The sequence below is a fragment of the Sporosarcina sp. P26b genome (genome assembly GCF_002743245.1).
Classification (GTDB): Bacteria; Bacillota; Bacilli; order Bacillales_A; family Planococcaceae; genus Sporosarcina; species Sporosarcina ureae_C.
The window spans coordinates 145,484-165,356 of the sequence record NZ_PDYW01000002.1; the positions used below are offsets into that span (position 1 = coordinate 145,484).

Here is a 19,873-nt window from a genome sequence, read left to right on the forward strand (position 1 = left end):
GAGTTTCATGAAGATAGATAATAAAAATATTTTACTCTGCGTAACAGGTGGTATTGCAGTATATAAAGCCGTTGCGCTAGTCAGTAAATTATCCCAAGCTGGAGCTAATGTAAAAGTCGTCATGACGGATTCAGCAAAAGAATTTGTTCAACCATTATCCTTTCAAGTGATGTCACGCAATGATGTATATTTTGATACATTTGATGAAAAAGACTCTCGTGTCATTGCACATATCGATTTAGCGGACTGGGCCGATTTAGTAGTTGTAGCACCTGCCACCGCTAACGTAATTGGTAAGCTTGCAAACGGAATTGCAGACGATATGGTAACGACTATTTTACTAGCAACAGAAGCAGACGTGTGGATTGCACCTGCTATGAATGTACATATGTATGCCCACCCTGCTGTTATGCGTAATATTGACCAATTACATGCGGATGGCTATCAATTTATCGAACCTTCAGAAGGTTTTTTAGCTTGCGGTTATGTAGGCAAGGGTCGCTTAGAAGAACCTGAAAAAATTACTGAATTAATTTGCAATCACTTTAATGGAGTTACTTATCAGCCTTTGCACGGCAAAAAAGTGGTCATTACAGCTGGACCGACTCGTGAACGTATAGATCCCGTCCGCTATGTATCCAATTTTTCAAGTGGCAAGATGGGCTACGCAATGGCGGAAGCTGCACAAAAACTAGGTGCTACGACTGTGCTGATTTCAGGACCAGTCGAGCTACCGGTTCCGACTGGCGTTCAAGTGATATATGTAGAAAGTGCTGCAGAAATGTTTGATGCTGTAATGAGTCAGTATGATGATGCTTCCATTGTAGTGAAGTCGGCAGCCGTTGCAGATTATCGTCCGAAAAATATACATGGTCAGAAAATGAAGAAAAAAGATGGCGATGATGTACTCGAATTGGAGCGGACAACCGATATTCTGAAAACGTTAGGACAGCGGAAAGAAAATCAATTATTAGTCGGCTTTGCTGCTGAAACTACAGATGTGGTAGCCTACGGTCAAAAGAAATTGGAGTCTAAAAATCTGGATTACATTATTGTCAATGATGTGACTGACCCAGACGGCGGTTTCGGTAGTGACACGAATGTTGTGACATTACTTTCTAGAGAAGGAGAAGCAATCCCTTTTTCAGCCATGCCAAAAGATCAATTAGCCGAACGGTTATTTGAAACGATTATTCAGCAAGAAAGTAGTAAGCTGCATGATCGCTGAAGTCATTGTGGATGTAGCAGCCTATCCAATCGACCGTCCATTTGATTACGCAGTTCCTGTTGAGTGGGAACATGTGATGGAACCAGGCTTACGGGTTAAAGTTCCTTTTGGTCCGCGGAAAGTTGCGGGCTATGTTACAGCGATCAAAGAAGAAAGCGAGCTGGATAGTAACAAGATAAAACCACTAGCCGAAATTATAGATTTAGAACCGGTGTTATCTGCAGAGTTATTGGTACTGTCGAAGTGGATGGCAACGGAAACGATCGCTTATGAAATCGATGCACTGCAAGTAATGTTACCCGCTGCTATGCGTGCTAAATATGAAAAGATTATGACCGTCATCAAACCGGATGAACTCAACGAATCATTTCGCACATTTTTAGGTAACCGCCAGCAAGTGACGTTAAAAGCAATTCAAGATGCTAATTTATTAAATGAAGTAAAGAAGTATAACGAACAGGGAATTGTTGAAATCGATACAGCGATCCAACAGAAAACTAAGATGAAAAAAGTACGTATGATTCATATACCGGATGCCACTCGATTAGAAATTGCATTGGAAGAAACGCATCCAAATGCTAAGAAACAACGTGAACTACTCAGTTGGTTATTGCTTCATCCGACAGAATCAGTAGAGGCGAGTAAGCTCCTCAATGAATCAGGTGTAGCATCGAGTGTACTGAAATCACTTGTAGACAAAGAGATAGTCGAGCAATCACAGGTCGAGGTGTATCGTGAGTTAGAATCACCAAAAATGAAGGATAGCGGTAAACCGGAACAGCTAACAGATGAGCAACAAGTTGCGCTTTCTGCTATTGAACTTTCGAGTGATAAGCATATTCAAGAGACGTTTTTACTTCATGGTATTACAGGAAGTGGAAAGACGGAAGTGTATTTGCAGGCCATCGACCATGTGTTAAAACAAGGTAAAGAAGCGATTGTGTTAGTACCTGAAATTGCATTAACTCCTCAAATGACGGCCCGGTTTAAAGGACGATTTGGAGAACTAGTAGCTGTCTTACACAGTGGTTTATCCGCTGGTGAAAAGTATGATGAATGGCGTCGGATTCATCGCGGCGAAGTAAAAGTTGCGATTGGAGCACGTTCAGCGGTATTTGCTCCTTTCACGAATTTGGGATTGTTGATTCTGGATGAAGAACATGAGTCTACGTACAAACAAGAAGAATCGCCAAGGTATCATGCACGAGATGTAGCTATTTGGCGAGCAGAATATTATCAATGTCCTGTTATCTTAGGTAGTGCGACACCTTCACTGGAGTCTTATGCCCGGGCTTCCAAAGGGGTGTATTCATTATTGACCCTTTCAAAACGTGCGAAGAATCAAGCGTTGCCGAGTGTTGAAGTGGTAGATATGCGTGAAGAGCTTAAAGCAGGAAATCGCTCTATGTTTTCTATTGCACTCGCTGAAGGCATTCGCGAACGATTGGCACGCAAAGAACAAATTGTTCTGCTGTTAAATAAACGTGGCTTTTCGAGTTTTGTTCTCTGTCGTGATTGCGGAACGGTTGTTGAATGCCCAAACTGCGACATTTCATTAACCTACCATCGTGCAAGTGAAAGTCTGAAATGTCACTATTGTGGTCATGAAGAACGGGTACCTCTTGAATGTCCTGAATGCACAAGCGAGCATATTCGATTCTTTGGGACGGGAACGCAAAAAGCACAAGAGGAACTATATAAATTAGTACCTGAAGCACGCGTTATTCGGATGGATATTGATACGACAAATACTAAAGGTGCTCATGAGCGTTTGTTGCATGATTTTGGTGAAGGAAAAGCAGACATTTTACTTGGTACTCAAATGATTGCCAAAGGGCTTGATTTTCCACGCATCACTCTTGTAGGTGTATTGGCTGCGGATACATCTCTCCATTTAGCCGACTTTCGGGCTGCTGAGAAGACATTCCAGCTTTTAACACAAGTGAGTGGTAGGGCAGGACGTGATCAGTTACCGGGTGAAGTGGTCATTCAGACATATGACCCTGAGCATTATGCGATTGAGTTATCTAAGACACAGAATTACGTGCCTTTTTATGATATGGAGATGGATAGAAGACGATTGCTTGGCTATCCACCCTACTATTATGTGACGGTTGTACAGTTCAGTCATGAAGATGTATTAAAAGCTGCAGACTATGCACATAAAGGCACTGCATTTATGGCGGAGCGTCTATCACAAGGAACGGTCATCATTGGACCGACAGCTGCGGCGATCAGTCGCCTCAACAATAGATATCGTTACCAAAGTTTGATAAAATACAAACAAGAACCTGCTTTAATTCCGGTTCTGCAACAACTTTTGAAACACTACAAAACAAGTTGGGCAAAAGACGGCTTGGTTATGTCGATTAACCGTGAACCAACATCGATCTTTTAACCTTTCGATGAAGAAATGAGGAAATTATTTTGACTATATTAGAAATCGTTAGGCATCCATCACCTATCCTGACGACTCCATGCGAGGAAGTTACTGTATTTGATGAAAAACTGGGTGTTTTACTAGATGATATGTATGAAACAATGGTAGAGCATGACGGTGTGGGAATAGCAGCTCCACAAGTGGGTAAGTCTATTCGTGTAGCCATTGTAGACTTCGATGAAGAACAAGAAATTATCGAAATGATCAATCCTGTCGTTACGGCAATTGGAGGATCTGAAGTAGAAGTCGAGGGGTGCTTAAGTTTCCCAGGACTATTCGGAGAAGTAGAGCGTCCTTTCCATGTGAAAATTGAAGCACAAGAACGGGACGGCAGTTTATATGAATTAGAAGCAGAAGGCTACGAAGCGCGAGCAATCTTACATGAAATCGACCATTTGAATGGCATTCTATTCGATAAAAAGATTACACGCGTAGTGGATCCATCTGAATTTGAAGACGAAGATGAAGATGAAGAGGAGGGTGACGAATGACGAAAATCATTTTCATGGGAACTCCTGAATTTTCTGTAGGTGTGTTGACGATGCTACATAATGAAGAATATGAAATTCTCGCTGTCGTGACACAACCAGATCGTCCAGTAGGTCGCAAGCGCGTATTGACACCACCTCCCGTAAAGGAAGAAGCAGTACGCTTAGGATTGCCTGTTATTCAGCCAGAAAAGCTAAAAGGTTCTGCGGAGTTACAGGAAATTCTCGAACTCCAACCAGATTTGATTGTGACGGCTGCATTCGGTCAATTGCTTCCGAATGAACTGCTCGAAGCACCAAAACTTGGTTGTATAAATGTTCATGCTTCTTTATTACCTAACTATCGTGGTGGTGCACCCATTCATCAGGCAGTCATGGATGGTCAGAAAGAAACAGGCGTTACGATCATGTATATGGCGGAGAAATTGGATGCGGGGGATATCATTTCGCAAGTCATTACACCAATTGAAGAGACCGACGATACAGGGACGATGTTTACAAAGCTTTCTAAAGCAGGTACTTCATTATTAAAAGAAACATTACCTTCCATCCTTGCTGGTACAAATGAGCGTATAGTACAGGATGAGACGCAAGTGACATTTGCAAGAAATATCTCAAGAGAACAAGAGCGAATTGATTGGACAAGTTCAGCACGTTCGATATATAACCAAGTACGCGGGTTACATCCGTGGCCAGTCGCTTATACAAAGTTTGCCGGTGATCAAGTGAAGATTTGGTGGACTCAGCTGGAGGAACAATTATCTGATGCAACGCCTGGAGAAATCGTCGGTCTGGAAAAAGATCGTGTTATAGTACAAACAGGTGAGGGCACTATAGCCATTACAGACTTACAACCAGCAGGTAAAAAACGAATGACAGCCACCGTGTTCTTAAATGGAATCGGATCAAAATGGCAAGTGGGAGACAAATTTGAATGACAAATTATAAAAAGAAGATTTGGCGAGGCAATGTACGCGATGCAGCATTATCGATGTTAATGCAAATTGAAGAAGAGCAAGCTTACAGTAATTTATTGCTCCATAAAACGATTGAAATCTATGATCTTCAATCAAAAGACCGTGCATTATTGACAGAGTTAACATATGGTACGTTACAGCAGCAAATGACGCTTGATTATTATTTAGCACCGTTTGTGAGAGGGAAATTACAGCCATGGGTTCGGCAGTTACTTCGTCTGTCTGTCTATCAAATCATTTATCTCTCCAAAATACCTGAGCACGCGATTGTTAACGAGGCAGTAAAAATTGCCAATAAGCGAGGCCATAAAGGCGTTTCGTCCATGGTGAACGGTATTCTTCGCTCAATCTACCGTGAAGGTGTACCTTCATTAGATGAAATTGAAGATCCTATTACTCGTTTGTCAATCGAGACTAGTCACCCGGAGTGGTTGATCCGAAGATGGATTGAGCAATACGGTATGGAAGAAGCTACCGCAGCGGCAGTAGTCAATAATCAACCACCTATTACAACAGCTCGAATCAATAGAACCAAAACGAATATTGGTGAAGTCATCGGTCTACTAAAAAAAGAAGGCATTACTGCAATTGCGGGTACTCTTTCAGATAGTAGTATCCAAGTGGAGTCAGGAAATTTGGCTTCTACAGAAGTATTCAAACAAGGGTTGTTGACGATTCAAGATGAGAGCTCTATGCTTCCTGCCATTGCATTGCAAGTAGAACCCGGTATGCGCGTATTGGATATGTGTGCTGCTCCAGGAGGTAAAACTACTCATATAGCAGAGCGTATGAAAGATGAAGGGGAAATTCAGGCACATGATCTGCATGCACATAAATTACGTTTAATTGAGCAAAATGCAGAACGACTTGGGTTGAGTTCCATTCATACAAATAGTGGAGATAGCAGGGAATTATTGAAAACATACGAACCTCAATCTTTTGACCGCGTATTAGTAGATGCGCCATGTAGTGGATTAGGGGTTATTCGTAGAAAGCCTGAAATCAAATACAAAAAAACCATTAAAGATATTGAAAATCTTACAGTCATTCAAAAAGAACTACTTGAAGTTGCTAGTCAACTAGTGAAGAAGGATGGTCTTTTAGTTTATAGTACATGCACAATCGATAAGTCCGAAAACGAAGAGATTGTAAAATGGTTCTTGAAAGAGCAACCAGACTTTGTACTAGTTCCACTTCATATTCTAGAGAATGAAACGAAGAATGGCTACTTACAGATTTTACCTCACGATCATCAAAGTGACGGTTTCTTTGTCGCGACGTTACAAAGAATCAACTAACCAGACCAATTGGAATGGAGGGTAGCCCATGGAGTATGAAATACGCTCTGATACAGGACGGAAACGAACAGTAAATGAAGATGAAGCTGCGGTATTCGTTCATTCTGAAAAACAGACGATACTCGCAGTGGTTGCAGACGGAATGGGTGGTCACAAAGGTGGAGATTACGCCAGTGCCACAGCTGTACGGATGATAGGCGAGCAATTCATGTCCGCTGATAGAGACGTAGTATCGGAGCAGGACTGGGTTGACTTGCTGTATGACACAGTGGTGGATATTAATCAATTTTTATTCACAACTGCTCAAGAAGATGACACCTATAAAGGCATGGGAACTACACTAGATCTTGCATTGATCTTGGACAATCAATGCATCGTCTTTCACGTAGGAGACAGCCGGATTTATCAAGTAACGGGTAAAGCGATTCGTCAAATAACAAAGGATCATTCTTTTGTTAATGTGCTGATTGATAGTGGAGAAATTACGGAACAGGAAGCTGAAGTACATCCGCAACGGAATTGGATTATGAAAGCTGTGGGCTCTGAGAAGTCTATCGTACCTGACCGTTATTCGTTTCCATTACTAGCCCACTCCTTTTTGCTACTTTGCACAGACGGTTTAAGCAATAAAATCGAAAAGGAAACAATGCTTGATATTATGTTGCACGAAAGTTCGTTGGCAGAAAAAGCAGATAAATTTATAGAGCTAGCGAATCATCGCGGTGGTGAAGATAATATTACAGTTATACTACTGGCAATTCCTGAAATCGAGGTGACTCACGTATGATTGGAAAACGAATTGGTAAACGTTACGAAATTATTCGGGTCATCGGTGATGGGGGAATGTCCAGAGTGTATTTGGCGCATGATGTAATACTGGACCGCGATGTAGCGATCAAAGTACTGCATTATGATTTTGCCAATGAAGAAGAGTTGAAAAAACGATTTCAGCGGGAAGCGCTATCCGCGACGAGCCTGACACATTCACATATTGTAAATATCTTTGATGTCGGCCAAGAAGATGAACTCCATTACTTGGTGATGGAATACATAGCCGGCAAAACACTGAAAGACTATATTCATACTCACGGTGCATTGTCGGCAGAACATGCAGTGTCAATTATGCAACAGCTTGTCTCCGCCATATCACATGCGCACCATAATGGCATTGTGCATCGTGATATTAAACCTCAAAACGTGTTAATGAATGGTGAGGACGATGTAAAAATAACAGATTTCGGAATTGCGATGGCTTTAAATTCCACAGCTCATACGAAGACGAACTCTGTAATTGGAACGGTCCATTATTTGTCTCCTGAACAAGCCAGAGGCGGTATGGCTACGAAACGATCTGATATATATTCACTCGGTATCGTATTTTATGAATTACTTACAGGGGAGCTACCTTTTTCTGCAGAGACTGCGGTGGCAATTGCATTGAAGCATTTACAGGAAGAAACGCCATCTGTTCGTGATCAATTTCCTGACATCCCTCAGAGCGTAGAAAACGTTATTTTAAAAGCTACTGCTAAAGATGCAATCTATCGATACGCTACCGCAGATGATATGTATGATGACTTACTAACCGTTTTATCTGCTGATCGATTGGATGAAAGTAAATTCGCCTTGCCTTTTGATGATGATAAAACCATGGCTATTCCTGTAATTAAAGACATCCCGAAATCTGTCGTTGCAGAAGATACTATGAAAATCAATCCAGTACAACCTGAGCCAGTAAGTCCTGTTAAAAAGAAAAAGAAGAAATGGCCATTTATTTTACTCGGTGGTATTCTATTGATTTCTTTACTAGTATTCGTAATGTTTATGTTGATGAAACCTAAAGAAATTATCGTACCTAAAGTAGTAGGGGAAGAAGAACTTGCAGCTACAGAGATACTTGAAAAAGAAGGCTTTGTTATAGATGAACGCTTCGAAGAGACGTCAGATGAATATACTATAGGCCAAGTAACGAAAACAGTACCTGAAGCGGGGAAGAAGCGCAAAGAGGGCGATGGTGTCAAAATATTTGTCAGTACAGGAAAAGATACGATGATTCTGAGTGATTATACAGGACGTAACTTTGAAGCGACTAAACGTTTTTTAGAAGGTTATGGATTTTTGCCAATTGAATTAGTCGAAGTTTATGCTGATGAACCAAAAGGTACAATCATTAGTCAGCAACCTGAAGCTGATCAACCTGTCATTCCTGAAGAAACAGAATTAATCTTCACAGTAAGCAAAGGAAAAGAACTCCAATCATTGGACGATCTATCGGGCATGTCAGCAAAACAGTTGGAGGATTATGCTAAGAGAACTGGATTGAAAATTCATATCGTTAGTGAAGAATCCTCGGAAAAAGTGCCAAAAGGACATGTAGTTTCTCAAAAACCTTCTAAAGGTGAAAAAATGGAAAAGGGACAAAGAGTGGATGTCGTGGTGTCAAAAGGACCTGCTTCTAAGCCTGTCAAATTATTGGTGAAAACTATTACCATCCCATATGAGTCCCCTGAAGAACCAATAGAAGAGGATAGTACAGACGGTGAAATAGATACCGATAACAATCCCCAAACAAAACCTGAGCCCGAACTAATTCCGCAAAAAATTCAAATATATATACAAGATCGTACACACACAATGAATGATCCAATAGAAGAATTTGAAATTACGGAAGATACAACGCGCAAGGTTACCATTGAACTTCAAGAAGGTGATCGTGGTGGATATAAAATCATGCGAGATCAAACAGTTATTGAAGAAAATAAGTATGACTATAAAGATTTAGAATAGAGGAGGAGTTCGATGGCAGAAGGCCAGATTCGAAAAGCTATCAGTGGTTTTTATTATGTAGAGCATAATGGTGAATTGATTCAATGTAAAAGTCGCGGAGTTTTTCGACTGAAGAAAATTAATCCGTTGGTAGGAGATTTTGTTACGTATGTACCGGATGGAGACAATGATGCGACGATTACGGAAGTTCATCCGAGAAAAAGCGAATTAGTCAGACCACCAATTGCGAACGTAGATCAAGCTCTTCTTGTTTTTTCAGTTGTTGAACCCGATATGAGTCTCCGTTTACTTGATCGTTTCTTGACAGTTATTGAATCTCATCAGTTGGAACCAATTTTGTATATTTCCAAAGAAGATATCGCGACCACGAAAAAGCTGGAAGACAATGAAGTGAATCTAGCTTATTATCAAAAAATAGGGTATACCATCTTGCGTAATATCGATCATGAAGATTCTTTACTTGAAACGCTTCGCCCGTATTTTAGTGGCAAAACTACTGTACTCGCCGGCCAGTCAGGAGTGGGGAAATCTACATTATTAAATACGATTTTACCCGAATTGCAATTAAAAACAGGTGTGATATCTGATGCGCTTGGCCGTGGTAAACATACTACGCGCCACGTAGAGTTACTTGAAGTAGCCGATGGGTTGGTCGCCGATACACCCGGATTCAGTTCGTTAGATTTTGAACATATCGAAAAAGAAGAGCTGAGAGACTATTTTGTGGAGATTTCAGAAGCCGGTGAAAGTTGTAAATTCAGAGGCTGCCTTCATATGAAAGAACCTGGCTGCGCAGTGAAAGCGCAGGTAGAGCAAGGAATAATTTCTGAAGGTCGGTATAAAAATTACATGTTATTTTTGCAAGAAATAATGGATAGAAAGCCGAGGTACTAAGTATGATAAAAATTGCACCGTCTATTTTAGCAGCAAACTTTGCAAAACTTGGAGAAGAAGTGAAGGAAGTAGAGAAAGCAGGAGCAGAACTGATTCACATCGATGTAATGGATGGACATTTTGTTCCGAATATTACAATGGGACCGATTGTGGTTGAAGCGTTGCGTCCATTGACTGAATTACCGCTTGATGTCCATTTGATGATCGAGAATCCTGACGCCTATATCGAGGACTTTGCGAAAGCAGGTGCTGATTATATTACGGTACACGTAGAAGCTTGCCCTCACTTGCATAGAACTTTGCAGTTGATCAAATCGACGGGTGTGAAACCAGGTGTCGTATTGAATCCGCATACGCCAATTGAGCAAATCATGCATGTCCTAGAAGATATTGACATGGTATTGTTCATGACGGTTAATCCAGGTTTTGGCGGTCAGTCGTTTATCCATTCCGTTCTACCCAAAGTGAAGCAACTCGCTGAACTCATTAAAGAGCGCAATCTCTCCATTGAAATTGAGATCGATGGTGGAATTAACGAAGAAACTATTAAGCCTTGCGTAGAGGCTGGTGCAACAATATTTGTAGCGGGATCTGCAATTTATAGTAAAGAAGATCGTGCTAAAGCGCTTCAAGCTATTAAGTCTGCAGGCGAGAGTGTGATGGCAAAATGAAATACGCCATCGTGTGTGCAGCAGGTCCTATAGAAGAAGTGGTCGACTTAGCTGAATACGATCAAGAAGATACGGTATATATCGGTGTAGACCGTGGTGCATTGTATTTATTGGAAAAAGGGATTCAGCCCACTGAAGCGGTTGGTGATTTTGACTCTGTAACAGAAGAACAGTTTGAAAAGATCAATTCGAATGTAGAAATTGTCCATCGTGCTAATGAAGATAAAGATGAGACAGATACGGAACTTGCTGTGCAACGAGCGCTTTCATATGAACCAGATTATATTATTTTAACAGGCGTGACGGGTGGTCGTTTGGATCACTTACAGTCCGCATTGCATTTATTGTATCGCATGCAATCGGAAAATCGTAAAGTGAAATTCAAAATACACAATACCACAAATGATATTCGTGTCATGCTTCCTGGCGTAAGACGTGTAAAGAAGGATTTACGCTATCCTTATACATCCTTTTTCTCGTTCGGCCCCGTCGTGACAGGGCTGACGTTGACAGGATTCAAGTATGAAACGGTGAATGAACGATTGGAAATCGGTGTTACTCGCTTTACGAGTAATGAAACAGTGGCGGATGTTTGTACTATCTCTTTCCGTGAGGGCATATGCTTAATGGTAAGGAGTTCAGATTCCTGAAAGGAGTTGGGGATTTGCGAGTATATACATTCACATTGCCGAAGTTTGTCAGTAACATTGTGAGAAAGTGCGCAGTAGCTTTCCAAAAGGACAGCCGTACTAAATCAACCGTTGCTGCCAATCCAAAAGCCGCCAAGACAAAAAAACGCAAAAAAGAAAAATCACAAAGCGCCTAAGTGGTGCTTTGTGTTTTTTTTTTTTTTTTTGTAAAGGCAAAAAAGCGCCTTTATGGCAATTCCTCCAACATCTGTCGAGGCTACCAAGGCGCTTTCAGCTTTAAATCATATCTAGCTTCAGACGGCAACCGCTCGGGACACTTCAGGCTAGAAGATAAAGGCAAAACCCGCCTTTATTTTCTAGCCCTCCAGTGCCTGTCGCGGCTAAACGCCGTCTTCAGCTTTTAATTATACTCGTTGTACTTTGCCTGATTTAAGAGCTCTTGCAGAGACCCAAACGCGTTTAGGTTTGCCGTCTATTAGGATTCTAACTTTTTGAAGGTTAGCGCCCCAAGTGCGCTTGCTAGAGTTCAGAGCGTGTGAACGAGAGTTACCAGCACGAGCTTTTCGTCCAGTTATAACACATTGTTTAGCCATTTTAGTTCCTCCTCGTGAATTATTTAGCGATTCACGTTACAATTCGCATACCATAGTACTTTATCATAAGCGTTGAATCGATGCAACAATTTATTTTGATACTTTCAAGGTTTTTTCCTTTACACTATCTTTTAATGGTTTCAATACTTTCATTCTTGATGAATTACCGTATAATGTACGTATGATGTGTCTAGGGATGGGGAGGAGAAGAGGAATGTCAATCGAACTTAAAAATGAGCATGGAACGATAGATATTACGAATGATGTAATTGCACAAGTAGTCGGTGAGGCTGCGGTCGAGTGTTATGGAATTGTGGGGATGGCTTCCCAACACCAAATTCGCGATGGGCTTACGGAAATCCTCCGCAAAGAAAACTTTTCTCGTGGCGTGATTGTGCGTAACGAAGGTGATGCATTCCATATTGATATCTACGTCATTATGAGCTATGGCACAAAAATTACTGAAGTAGCCTATCAAGTACAATCAAAAGTGCAATATATAGTGAAAACGACGTTGGGACTATCAGTGAGTTCTATAAATATTTTTGTTCAGGGTGTTCGTGTAACGAACGTGTAAAAGGAGGCCTTCAAGTCAATGACTTCAATTAATGGATTGCAATTTGCGAAGATGGTAGAAATGGGTTCGCATCATCTTCATCAAAATGCGGATTATGTGGATTCTTTAAATGTATTCCCGGTGCCAGATGGTGATACGGGAACGAATATGAATTTATCCATGACATCCGGCGCGAAAGAAACAGAAAGAAATGCACAAGAACATATTGGTTTGACTGCACAGGCATTCTCAAAAGGATTGCTTATGGGTGCACGTGGAAATTCAGGTGTGATTTTATCCCAGTTATTCAGAGGATTTAGTAAGCAAATTGAAAAAGAGACGGAAGTAAACGTCAAACAATTTGCAGAAGCACTGAAGTACGGTGTCGATACAGCTTATAAAGCTGTGATGAAGCCTGTAGAAGGAACTATTTTGACGGTTGCCAAAGATGCTGCCAATGCGGCAGTGGAACATATTGAAGATGCGTCTGATTTAATTGCATTGCTGGAAATCATTGTGGAAGAGGCAAAAGCTTCTTTGAAACGTACACCTGATCTATTGCCTGTTTTGAAAGAAGTTGGCGTAGTAGACAGTGGTGGACAAGGTCTTGTATATGTTTATGAAGGATTTTTGGCATGTCTAAAAGGTGAAGAATTACCTGAAAAGGTAGTTATGCATTCAATGGATGACTTAGTGAATACCGAGCATCATCGTAGTATTCAGGGCTTTATGAACTCAGAGGACATCGAGTTTGGCTATTGTACAGAATTCATGGTCAAACTGGATTCAGATAAGCTTCTAGATCAACCTTTTGACGAAGCTGTATTCCGACAAGACTTAAGCGAACTGGGTGATTCACTACTTGTTATTTCAGATGATGAAGTAGTAAAAGTACATATCCACACAGAGGAACCAGGAGACGCTTTGTCTTACGGTCAGAAGTATGGTTCGTTAACGAAGATGAAAATCGATAATATGCGTGAACAACATAGCGATATTATGGATCGAGATGAAGTGTCAACACAGAGACCGGCTCAACACAAATATGCAATTGTAACGGTTTCGATGGGTAAAGGAATTGCTGAGCTCCTAAAGAGTATCGGAGCATCTGCAGTGATTGAAGGTGGTCAGACGATGAATCCTTCTACGGAGGATATAGTCAAAGCCATTCAAGAAATTGGTGCGGAGAAAGTATTGATCTTGCCAAACAATAAAAATATTATAATGGCGGCTGAACAAGCGGCTGAAGTATTGGATATTCAAGCGGCGGTTGTGCCGACGACATCCGTACCAGAAGGCCTAGCAGCTATTTTGGCATTCAACCCGGAAGCGACAGTAGAAAAGAATGCTCAAACGATGTTACAAGCATCTTCTTCTATTAAAACCGGACAAGTTACTTACGCGGTTCGTGACACATCGATTGATGGCATAACTATCCATAAAGATGATTTCATGGGACTCGCTCAAGGGAAAATTACTAGCTCTAATCCTTCATTGGAAGATGTGGCGAAGAACTTAATATCTTCCATGATTGATGAGGAAGATGAAATTGTCACGATTATTTATGGTGAAGACGTGACGACTGAAGAAGCGGAAAAAGTCAGTGGCTATATTGAAGAACAATTTGATCATATCGATATAGAATTATATGCTGGAAAACAACCGCTTTATCCATACATTATATCTGTAGAATAAACACATCACGTTGTCCTGTAAGTAGGGCAACGTTTTTATTTTCCTATCTTTTCATGGTAAACTTAAAAGAAGAACATCCGTTTTCTAACTTGATATGGGGAGGGGGTAGATTTCGTATGGAAAATATTTTGAATAATAGTGTCGGAACTGTAAAAGGAATAGGTAAAGCAACGACAGAGCAATTTGGAAAATTAGAGATTTTGACGATCGAAGACTTGCTGTATACATTCCCATACCGTCATGAAGATTTTCGTATGAAAGACTTGACTGAAACACCGCATGGCGAACGCGTTACTGTGGAAGGACGAATCGAGTCCGAACCAGCAGTTTTTTATTCTGGAAAGAACCGTTCAAGAATGCAGGTCCGTTTATTAGTCGGTCATCATTTGATAAAAGCTGTATTTTTCAATCAGCATTATTTAAAGGATCGTCTACTTCCAGGCATGCAAATTAATGTAACTGGAGCATGGGACCGAGGACGTCAAGTGATTACAGTCAATCGTTTACATACTGGCGAGCAAACTGACTTCGAGCCGGTGTATAGTTTAAAAGGAATTATGCACCAAAAAACATTTAGGCGCTACATGCGAACTGTAATCGATCTAACAGCGCAATATGTAACAGAAACTTTGCCGCAAGAGATACTCAGTGCGTACAAATTACCTTCTATTTCACAAGCTTTAGAAATGGTCCATTTCCCGACTACGCCTGAAGACGTCAAGCATGCTCGTAGACGCTTTGTTTATGAAGAGCTATTACTATTTCAATTAAAGATTCAAGGCATGAAAAAATTACGTAAAGAGCAGGAAAAAGGACTTGTTATTCAATACGATCTAGATTTGCTGAAAAAATTCATCAGTACGTTGCCATTTGAACTAACAAATGCGCAAAAACGTGTAGTGAATGAATTATGTGCGGAACTGAAATCACCACTCCGAATGAATCGTTTACTGCAAGGAGATGTGGGCTCAGGTAAGACGGCTGTAGCAGCTATAGCCTTGTATGCAGCGGTTACGGCAGGTTTTCAAGGGGCATTGATGGCACCAACAGAAATTTTGGCTGAGCAGCATGCCGAATTATTGGCCAATTGGTTCGAACCTTTCGGTGTTACTGTCGCTTTTCTAGCTGGATCTACTAAAGCGAAAGCGAGAAAAGAGTTGCTGGAACGTTTGGAGGACGGAGAGATTGACTTGCTGATTGGAACGCACGCACTCATCCAACCTGAAGTGCAGTTTCATAAACTAGGCTTTGTTGTGACAGACGAGCAGCACCGTTTTGGCGTGCAACAACGTCGTGTCTTGCGTGATAAAGGTCTAAATCCTGATGTGCTATTCATGACAGCCACACCTATTCCCAGAACACTGGCAATTACGGTATTCGGTGAAATGGATGTGTCTATCTTAGATGAATTGCCGGCTGGTCGGAAAGAAATTGAAACACATTGGCTGAAAGAAGATTCCTTAATACCTGTGCTACAAAAGATGGAAAAAGAGTTGAGGGCAGGAAGACAAGCCTATGTCATTTGTCCTTTGATCGAGGAATCAGATAAATTGGATGTCCAAAATGCAGTTGAGGTACACGCGGAACTAAGTAATTATTTTGGTGGTCGCTATACGGTAGGCTTAATGCATGGTCGTTTGCCTTCGACTGAAAAGGAACAAGTCATGCGGGAGTTCAGTGAAGGACAGTTGAACATACTCGTTTCAACGACTGTTGTAGAAGTTGGCGTCAATGTGCCGAACGCAACCTTCATGCTAATTTACGATGCGACTAGATTCGGTCTTGCCCAGCTACATCAACTTAGAGGACGTGTAGGACGTGGTTCTGATCAATCATACTGTGTATTGCTTGCGAATCCATCTTCAGAAGAAGGCAAGATGCGTATGCAGTCGATGACGGAAACGAACGATGGATTTATTCTGGCTGAGAAGGATTTGGAGTTACGGGGTTCAGGCGATATTTTCGGCAAGAAACAAAGCGGGATGCCAGAATTTAAAATGGCTGATTTGGTCCATGATATTAAAGTGCTCACTATAGCACGTGATGATGCAGAACGTTTATTGAATTCGGATGCATTTTGGACAGGCGACGAGTATGCTACTTTACGCAAACGACTTGAGCAGTCAGGTGCACTCACTGATAAGAGGATAGATTGATAGCTGTGCAACTACTATATTCTATTCCTCTTGCAATCTGTTTTAGCTCTTTATATACTTAGTGTTAATACCAAGTGCTAATCTGGAGGGGTGTAGTAATTGAAAGTTCCTAAACATGAGAGGCAACAATTACTCGTAACGCTACTTGAAGAAGATCCATTTCTAACGGATGAGGACATTGCCCAGCATTTCTCCGTGAGTATCCAAACCGTCCGACTGGATCGAATGGAATGCCGTATTCCAGAGTTGAGAGAGCGGCTGAAATCGGTAGCGTCACAACAAATATTAGGTACAGTAAAATCCATGCAAACAGAAGAAATCTTTGGTGAAATTATCGATGTGGAATTAGATAATAAAGCACTTTCGATCTTTGACGTCACGGAAGCACATGTCTTCAAGAGAAATGGTATTGCGAGAGGACATCATCTATTTGCACAGGCGAATTCATTGGCTGTTGCGGTTTTGGATGATGATTTGGCTTTGACTGTCCGTTCTTCGCTTCATTTCCAAAAACCAGTGAGAGCAGGAGATCGTGTGGTATCTCGTGCCATAGTGCGTAAGGAAACCTTGAAAAATAAAAGTACGATCGTCGATGTTCTGTCAACTGTAGAGAGTGAGCCTGTTTTCTCAGGAGAGTTCCAGATGTATCGTACGACAAAAAAAGGCAGGTAATTACAGATGATTATTGCAGTAGACGCAATGGGTGGAGATAATGCCCCTGGAGAGATTGTCAAAGGAGTAATACAGAGCCTTCATGCATTTGATGACATCAAGATACATATATTTGGTGATGAGCAAAAAATGGCACCATTCCTCGAACCGCATCCACGCCTTCAAGTTGTGCACTGCTCGGAAATCATTGAACCGGATGATGAACCTGTGCGCGCAATTAGAAAGAAAAAAGATGCTTCCATGGTACGTATGGCGCAGGCGGTAAAAGATGGTGAGGCACAGGCGTGTGTGTCAGCGGGCAATACTGGTGCACTCATGTCAGCAGGACTCTTTATCGTGGGACGCTTGGATGGAATCCAAAGACCGGCACTGGCACCGACCTTACCTACGATTGATGGTAGTGGTTTTGTTTTGCTAGATGTAGGAGCGAATTCAGATAGTAAACCATCACAGCTAGCGCAGTTTGCGATTATGGGCAGCATCTATGCAGAAAAAGTGCGCGGTATTGAAAAACCCCGTGTCGGATTATTAAATATCGGCACAGAGGCTGGAAAAGGGAATGAGCTAACGAAACTTGCTTATGCCGAGTTGCAAGCTGCACCAGTCAACTTCATCGGTAACGTGGAATCACGTGACTTGTTAAATGGTGTGGCTGATGTCGTAGTCACGGATGGCTTTACAGGGAATATGGTGCTGAAAACGATTGAAGGAACTGCAATGAATGTGTTTTCCATGATTAAAGACGTATTTATGTCATCATTGAAAACCAAGCTTGCGGCAGGATTGGTTAAAGATGATCTCAAAGGATTAAAAAAGAAAATGGATTACTCGGAATACGGTGGAGCAGGATTGTTTGGTCTGAATCAACCCGTCATCAAAGCGCATGGTTCATCCAACGCCAATGCACTTTTCAATGCAGTTCGCCAAGCGAGAACCATGGTACAATACCAAGTATGTGAAAAGATTAAAGAAACAATCGGAGAGGAAGAGGAATCTTGAGTAAACTGGCATTTGTTTTCCCAGGACAAGGCTCTCAAGCCGTGGGGATGGGTAAAGAATTCATAGAGAAGAACGAATCGTCTAAGCAATTCATGCAGAAAGCGGATGAAGCCCTTGGTTTCGAACTGAGTAAATTAATACTTGAAGGTCCACAAGACGAGTTGACGTTGACTTATAATGCGCAACCCGCTTTACTAACTGTGGGTGCGATGATCGCGGCACGTTTGGAACAAGAAGGCATTATACCTGATTATTCAGCAGGCCACAGTCTAGGTGAGTATACAGCGCTTGTTGAATCCAAGGTGCTTTCGTTCGAAGATGCAGTAGTCGCTGTGCATAAGCGTGGTCTATATATGAATGAAGCAGTACCTGCAGGCAAAGGTGCAATGGCTGCCATACTTGGAATGGATCGTGAAGTATTGGAATCGATTACGGCCAATATCACAGAGTCAGGACATCCAGTACAAGCAGCAAACTTAAACTGCCCTGGACAAATTGTTATTTCAGGTGCAAAAGTTGGCGTGGATAAAGCATGTACAGCTTTAAAAGAGGCTGGTGCAAAACGTGCATTGCCATTGAATGTCAGTGGACCATTCCACTCCATACTCATGGAACCAGCTGCCGAGGAATTACAAAAAACGCTTGAAGATATTGACATGAAGGATGCAGAAATTCCGGTTATTGCAAACGTTACTGCAGACGAAGTAACGAAGCAGGATGAAATAAAAAAATTATTGGTAGAGCAACTTTACTCTCCTGTACGTTGGGAAGAGTCTATTGAAAAACTACTTGAACTTGGGGTTACTCGTTTCGTAGAGTGTGGTCCAGGAAAAGTATTGAGCGGATTGATCCGTAAAATAGATCGTACAGCTAAAGTGTACCCGGTTTATGATGAAGAAACGCTTGAGAAGTTGCTAGAAGAAGCGAAAGGGTGGTCATGATGGGAAGGTTTGATGGGAAAACAGCAGTTGTCACAGGAGCTTCTAGAGGGATTGGACGCACTGTTGCTTTACGCTTGGCTTCAGAAGGTGCAAAAGTAGTTGTCAATTATAGCGGTAGTCAAGACAAAGCAGAAACCGTAGCGGCAGAAATACGTTCGGCAGGTGGAGAAGCTCTCGTCATTCAAGCAAACGTATCGGATGCTGATCAAGTGAAAGCTATGATGGACGAGACGATCAAACACTTTGGTAGTATTGATATCCTTGTCAATAATGCTGGCATTACGCGAGATAACTTATTAATGCGCATGAAGGAAGATGAGTGGGATGATGTGTTATCCATTAATCTAAAAGGCGTATTCTTATGTACTAAAGCTGTCACACGTCAAATGATGCGTCAGCGTTCAGGAAGAATCGTCAACCTCGCTTCTGTTGTAGGCGTTGTTGGAAATGTAGGACAAGCAAATTATGTGGCGGCAAAAGCAGGCGTCATTGGTTTGACTAAAACGACAGCAAGAGAATTGGCGGCACGTAATATTTTAGTGAATGCCGTAGCACCAGGATTCATCACAACAGATATGACAGATGAATTGGGCGATGACATGAAAGAACAACTATTGTCAACGATTCCTTTAGGTAAGCTTGGAAGTGCTGAAGATGTAGCGGGCACTGTCGCTTTCTTACTATCCGATGAGGCAAAATATATTACCGGTCAGACCATCAATGTAGATGGCGGTATGGTGATGTAATTGATCTACTTCTTTGAAAGCGCTATTTATGGTTGCGTAACAAGGGGACTAACCCCTATAATTCAATAGTAGCTAATGAGCC

At 41.6% G+C, this 19,873-nt stretch carries 19 protein-coding genes; 18 read left to right on the forward strand and 1 reads right to left on the reverse strand.

All coding sequences use genetic code 11. From position 1 onward, the window contains the following. Positions 1-7: 7 nt before the first annotated feature. Genes coaBC through spoVM form a run of 11 tightly spaced genes read left to right on the forward strand, consistent with a single transcriptional unit; the run spans position 8 to position 11,609 of the window. Positions 8-1,228, forward strand: a complete 1,221-nt coding sequence (coaBC, locus tag CSV69_RS02655) for a bifunctional phosphopantothenoylcysteine decarboxylase/phosphopantothenate--cysteine ligase CoaBC (protein ID WP_085428596.1) — start codon at positions 8-10, stop codon at positions 1,226-1,228. Continuing rightward, complete coding sequence (priA, locus tag CSV69_RS02660; protein WP_085428597.1) at positions 1,218-3,626, forward strand: primosomal protein N'; 2,409 nt, start codon at positions 1,218-1,220, stop codon at positions 3,624-3,626. Before coaBC ends, priA begins: the two co-directional genes overlap by 11 nt. Before the next feature lie 29 nt (positions 3,627-3,655). Beyond that, positions 3,656-4,159: a peptide deformylase gene (gene def, locus CSV69_RS02665; protein ID WP_085428598.1), complete on the forward strand. Its 504-nt coding sequence runs from the start codon at positions 3,656-3,658 to the stop codon at positions 4,157-4,159. Beyond that, a complete protein-coding gene (gene fmt, locus CSV69_RS02670) occupies positions 4,156-5,094 on the forward strand; it encodes a methionyl-tRNA formyltransferase (RefSeq protein ID WP_099692659.1) in 939 nt (312 codons plus the stop codon). The genes def and fmt overlap by 4 nt, the downstream gene beginning before the upstream one ends. Continuing rightward, a complete protein-coding gene (gene rsmB, locus CSV69_RS02675; RefSeq protein WP_085428600.1) occupies positions 5,091-6,431 on the forward strand; it encodes a 16S rRNA (cytosine(967)-C(5))-methyltransferase RsmB in 1,341 nt (446 codons plus the stop codon). The genes fmt and rsmB overlap by 4 nt, the downstream gene beginning before the upstream one ends. Before the next feature lie 28 nt (positions 6,432-6,459). After that, positions 6,460-7,218 carry a Stp1/IreP family PP2C-type Ser/Thr phosphatase gene (locus tag CSV69_RS02680; RefSeq protein WP_085428601.1) on the forward strand — a complete coding sequence of 253 codons (759 nt, stop codon included), beginning with the start codon at positions 6,460-6,462 and terminating at the stop codon, positions 7,216-7,218. Next, a complete protein-coding gene (pknB, locus tag CSV69_RS02685) occupies positions 7,215-9,218 on the forward strand; it encodes a Stk1 family PASTA domain-containing Ser/Thr kinase (RefSeq protein ID WP_085428602.1) in 2,004 nt (667 codons plus the stop codon). The genes CSV69_RS02680 and pknB overlap by 4 nt, the downstream gene beginning before the upstream one ends. Positions 9,219-9,230: 12 nt before the next feature. Further along, positions 9,231-10,112, forward strand: coding sequence for a ribosome small subunit-dependent GTPase A (gene rsgA, locus CSV69_RS02690; RefSeq protein ID WP_085428603.1), 882 nt, complete (start codon positions 9,231-9,233; stop codon positions 10,110-10,112). A 2-nt stretch (positions 10,113-10,114) separates the two neighbouring features. Continuing rightward, positions 10,115-10,783, forward strand: coding sequence for a ribulose-phosphate 3-epimerase (gene rpe / locus CSV69_RS02695; RefSeq protein ID WP_085428604.1), 669 nt, complete (start codon positions 10,115-10,117; stop codon positions 10,781-10,783). Next, positions 10,780-11,433, forward strand: a complete 654-nt coding sequence (locus CSV69_RS02700; RefSeq protein WP_085428605.1) for a thiamine diphosphokinase — start codon at positions 10,780-10,782, stop codon at positions 11,431-11,433. Before rpe ends, CSV69_RS02700 begins: the two co-directional genes overlap by 4 nt. A gap of 14 nt (positions 11,434-11,447) precedes the next feature. After that, positions 11,448-11,609 (forward strand): stage V sporulation protein SpoVM, encoded by a 162-nt coding sequence (spoVM, locus tag CSV69_RS16595; RefSeq protein ID WP_099638033.1) that lies wholly within the window; start codon positions 11,448-11,450, stop codon positions 11,607-11,609. A 228-nt stretch (positions 11,610-11,837) separates the two neighbouring features. On the opposite strand, the gene rpmB is transcribed toward spoVM, so the two are convergent. After that, positions 11,838-12,026: a 50S ribosomal protein L28 gene (rpmB, locus tag CSV69_RS02710; protein ID WP_085428606.1), complete on the reverse strand. Its 189-nt coding sequence runs from the start codon at positions 12,024-12,026 to the stop codon at positions 11,838-11,840. Positions 12,027-12,240: 214 nt separating this feature from the next. On the opposite strand from rpmB, the gene CSV69_RS02715 reads away from it, so the two are divergent. The 7 genes from CSV69_RS02715 (at position 12,241) to fabG (ending at position 19,791) form a co-directional block, all read left to right on the forward strand. Next, a complete protein-coding gene (locus CSV69_RS02715; RefSeq protein WP_085428607.1) occupies positions 12,241-12,603 on the forward strand; it encodes an Asp23/Gls24 family envelope stress response protein in 363 nt (120 codons plus the stop codon). An 18-nt stretch (positions 12,604-12,621) separates the two neighbouring features. Then, a complete protein-coding gene (locus CSV69_RS02720) occupies positions 12,622-14,277 on the forward strand; it encodes a DAK2 domain-containing protein (protein WP_099692660.1) in 1,656 nt (551 codons plus the stop codon). Between the two features lie 116 nt (positions 14,278-14,393). Beyond that, positions 14,394-16,433 carry an ATP-dependent DNA helicase RecG gene (recG, locus tag CSV69_RS02725; protein WP_099692661.1) on the forward strand — a complete coding sequence of 680 codons (2,040 nt, stop codon included), beginning with the start codon at positions 14,394-14,396 and terminating at the stop codon, positions 16,431-16,433. A gap of 99 nt (positions 16,434-16,532) precedes the next feature. Next, on the forward strand, positions 16,533-17,105 hold the full coding sequence (gene fapR, locus CSV69_RS02730) for a transcription factor FapR (RefSeq protein WP_085428610.1): 573 nt from the start codon (positions 16,533-16,535) through the stop codon (positions 17,103-17,105). A 6-nt stretch (positions 17,106-17,111) separates the two neighbouring features. Beyond that, on the forward strand, positions 17,112-18,104 hold the full coding sequence (gene plsX, locus CSV69_RS02735) for a phosphate acyltransferase PlsX (RefSeq protein ID WP_085428611.1): 993 nt from the start codon (positions 17,112-17,114) through the stop codon (positions 18,102-18,104). Beyond that, on the forward strand, positions 18,101-19,045 hold the full coding sequence (gene fabD, locus CSV69_RS02740) for an ACP S-malonyltransferase (RefSeq protein ID WP_085428612.1): 945 nt from the start codon (positions 18,101-18,103) through the stop codon (positions 19,043-19,045). Before plsX ends, fabD begins: the two co-directional genes overlap by 4 nt. After that, positions 19,045-19,791, forward strand: coding sequence for a 3-oxoacyl-[acyl-carrier-protein] reductase (gene fabG, locus CSV69_RS02745; RefSeq protein WP_085428613.1), 747 nt, complete (start codon positions 19,045-19,047; stop codon positions 19,789-19,791). Before fabD ends, fabG begins: the two co-directional genes overlap by 1 nt. The last annotated feature ends 82 nt before the right edge of the window (positions 19,792-19,873 follow it).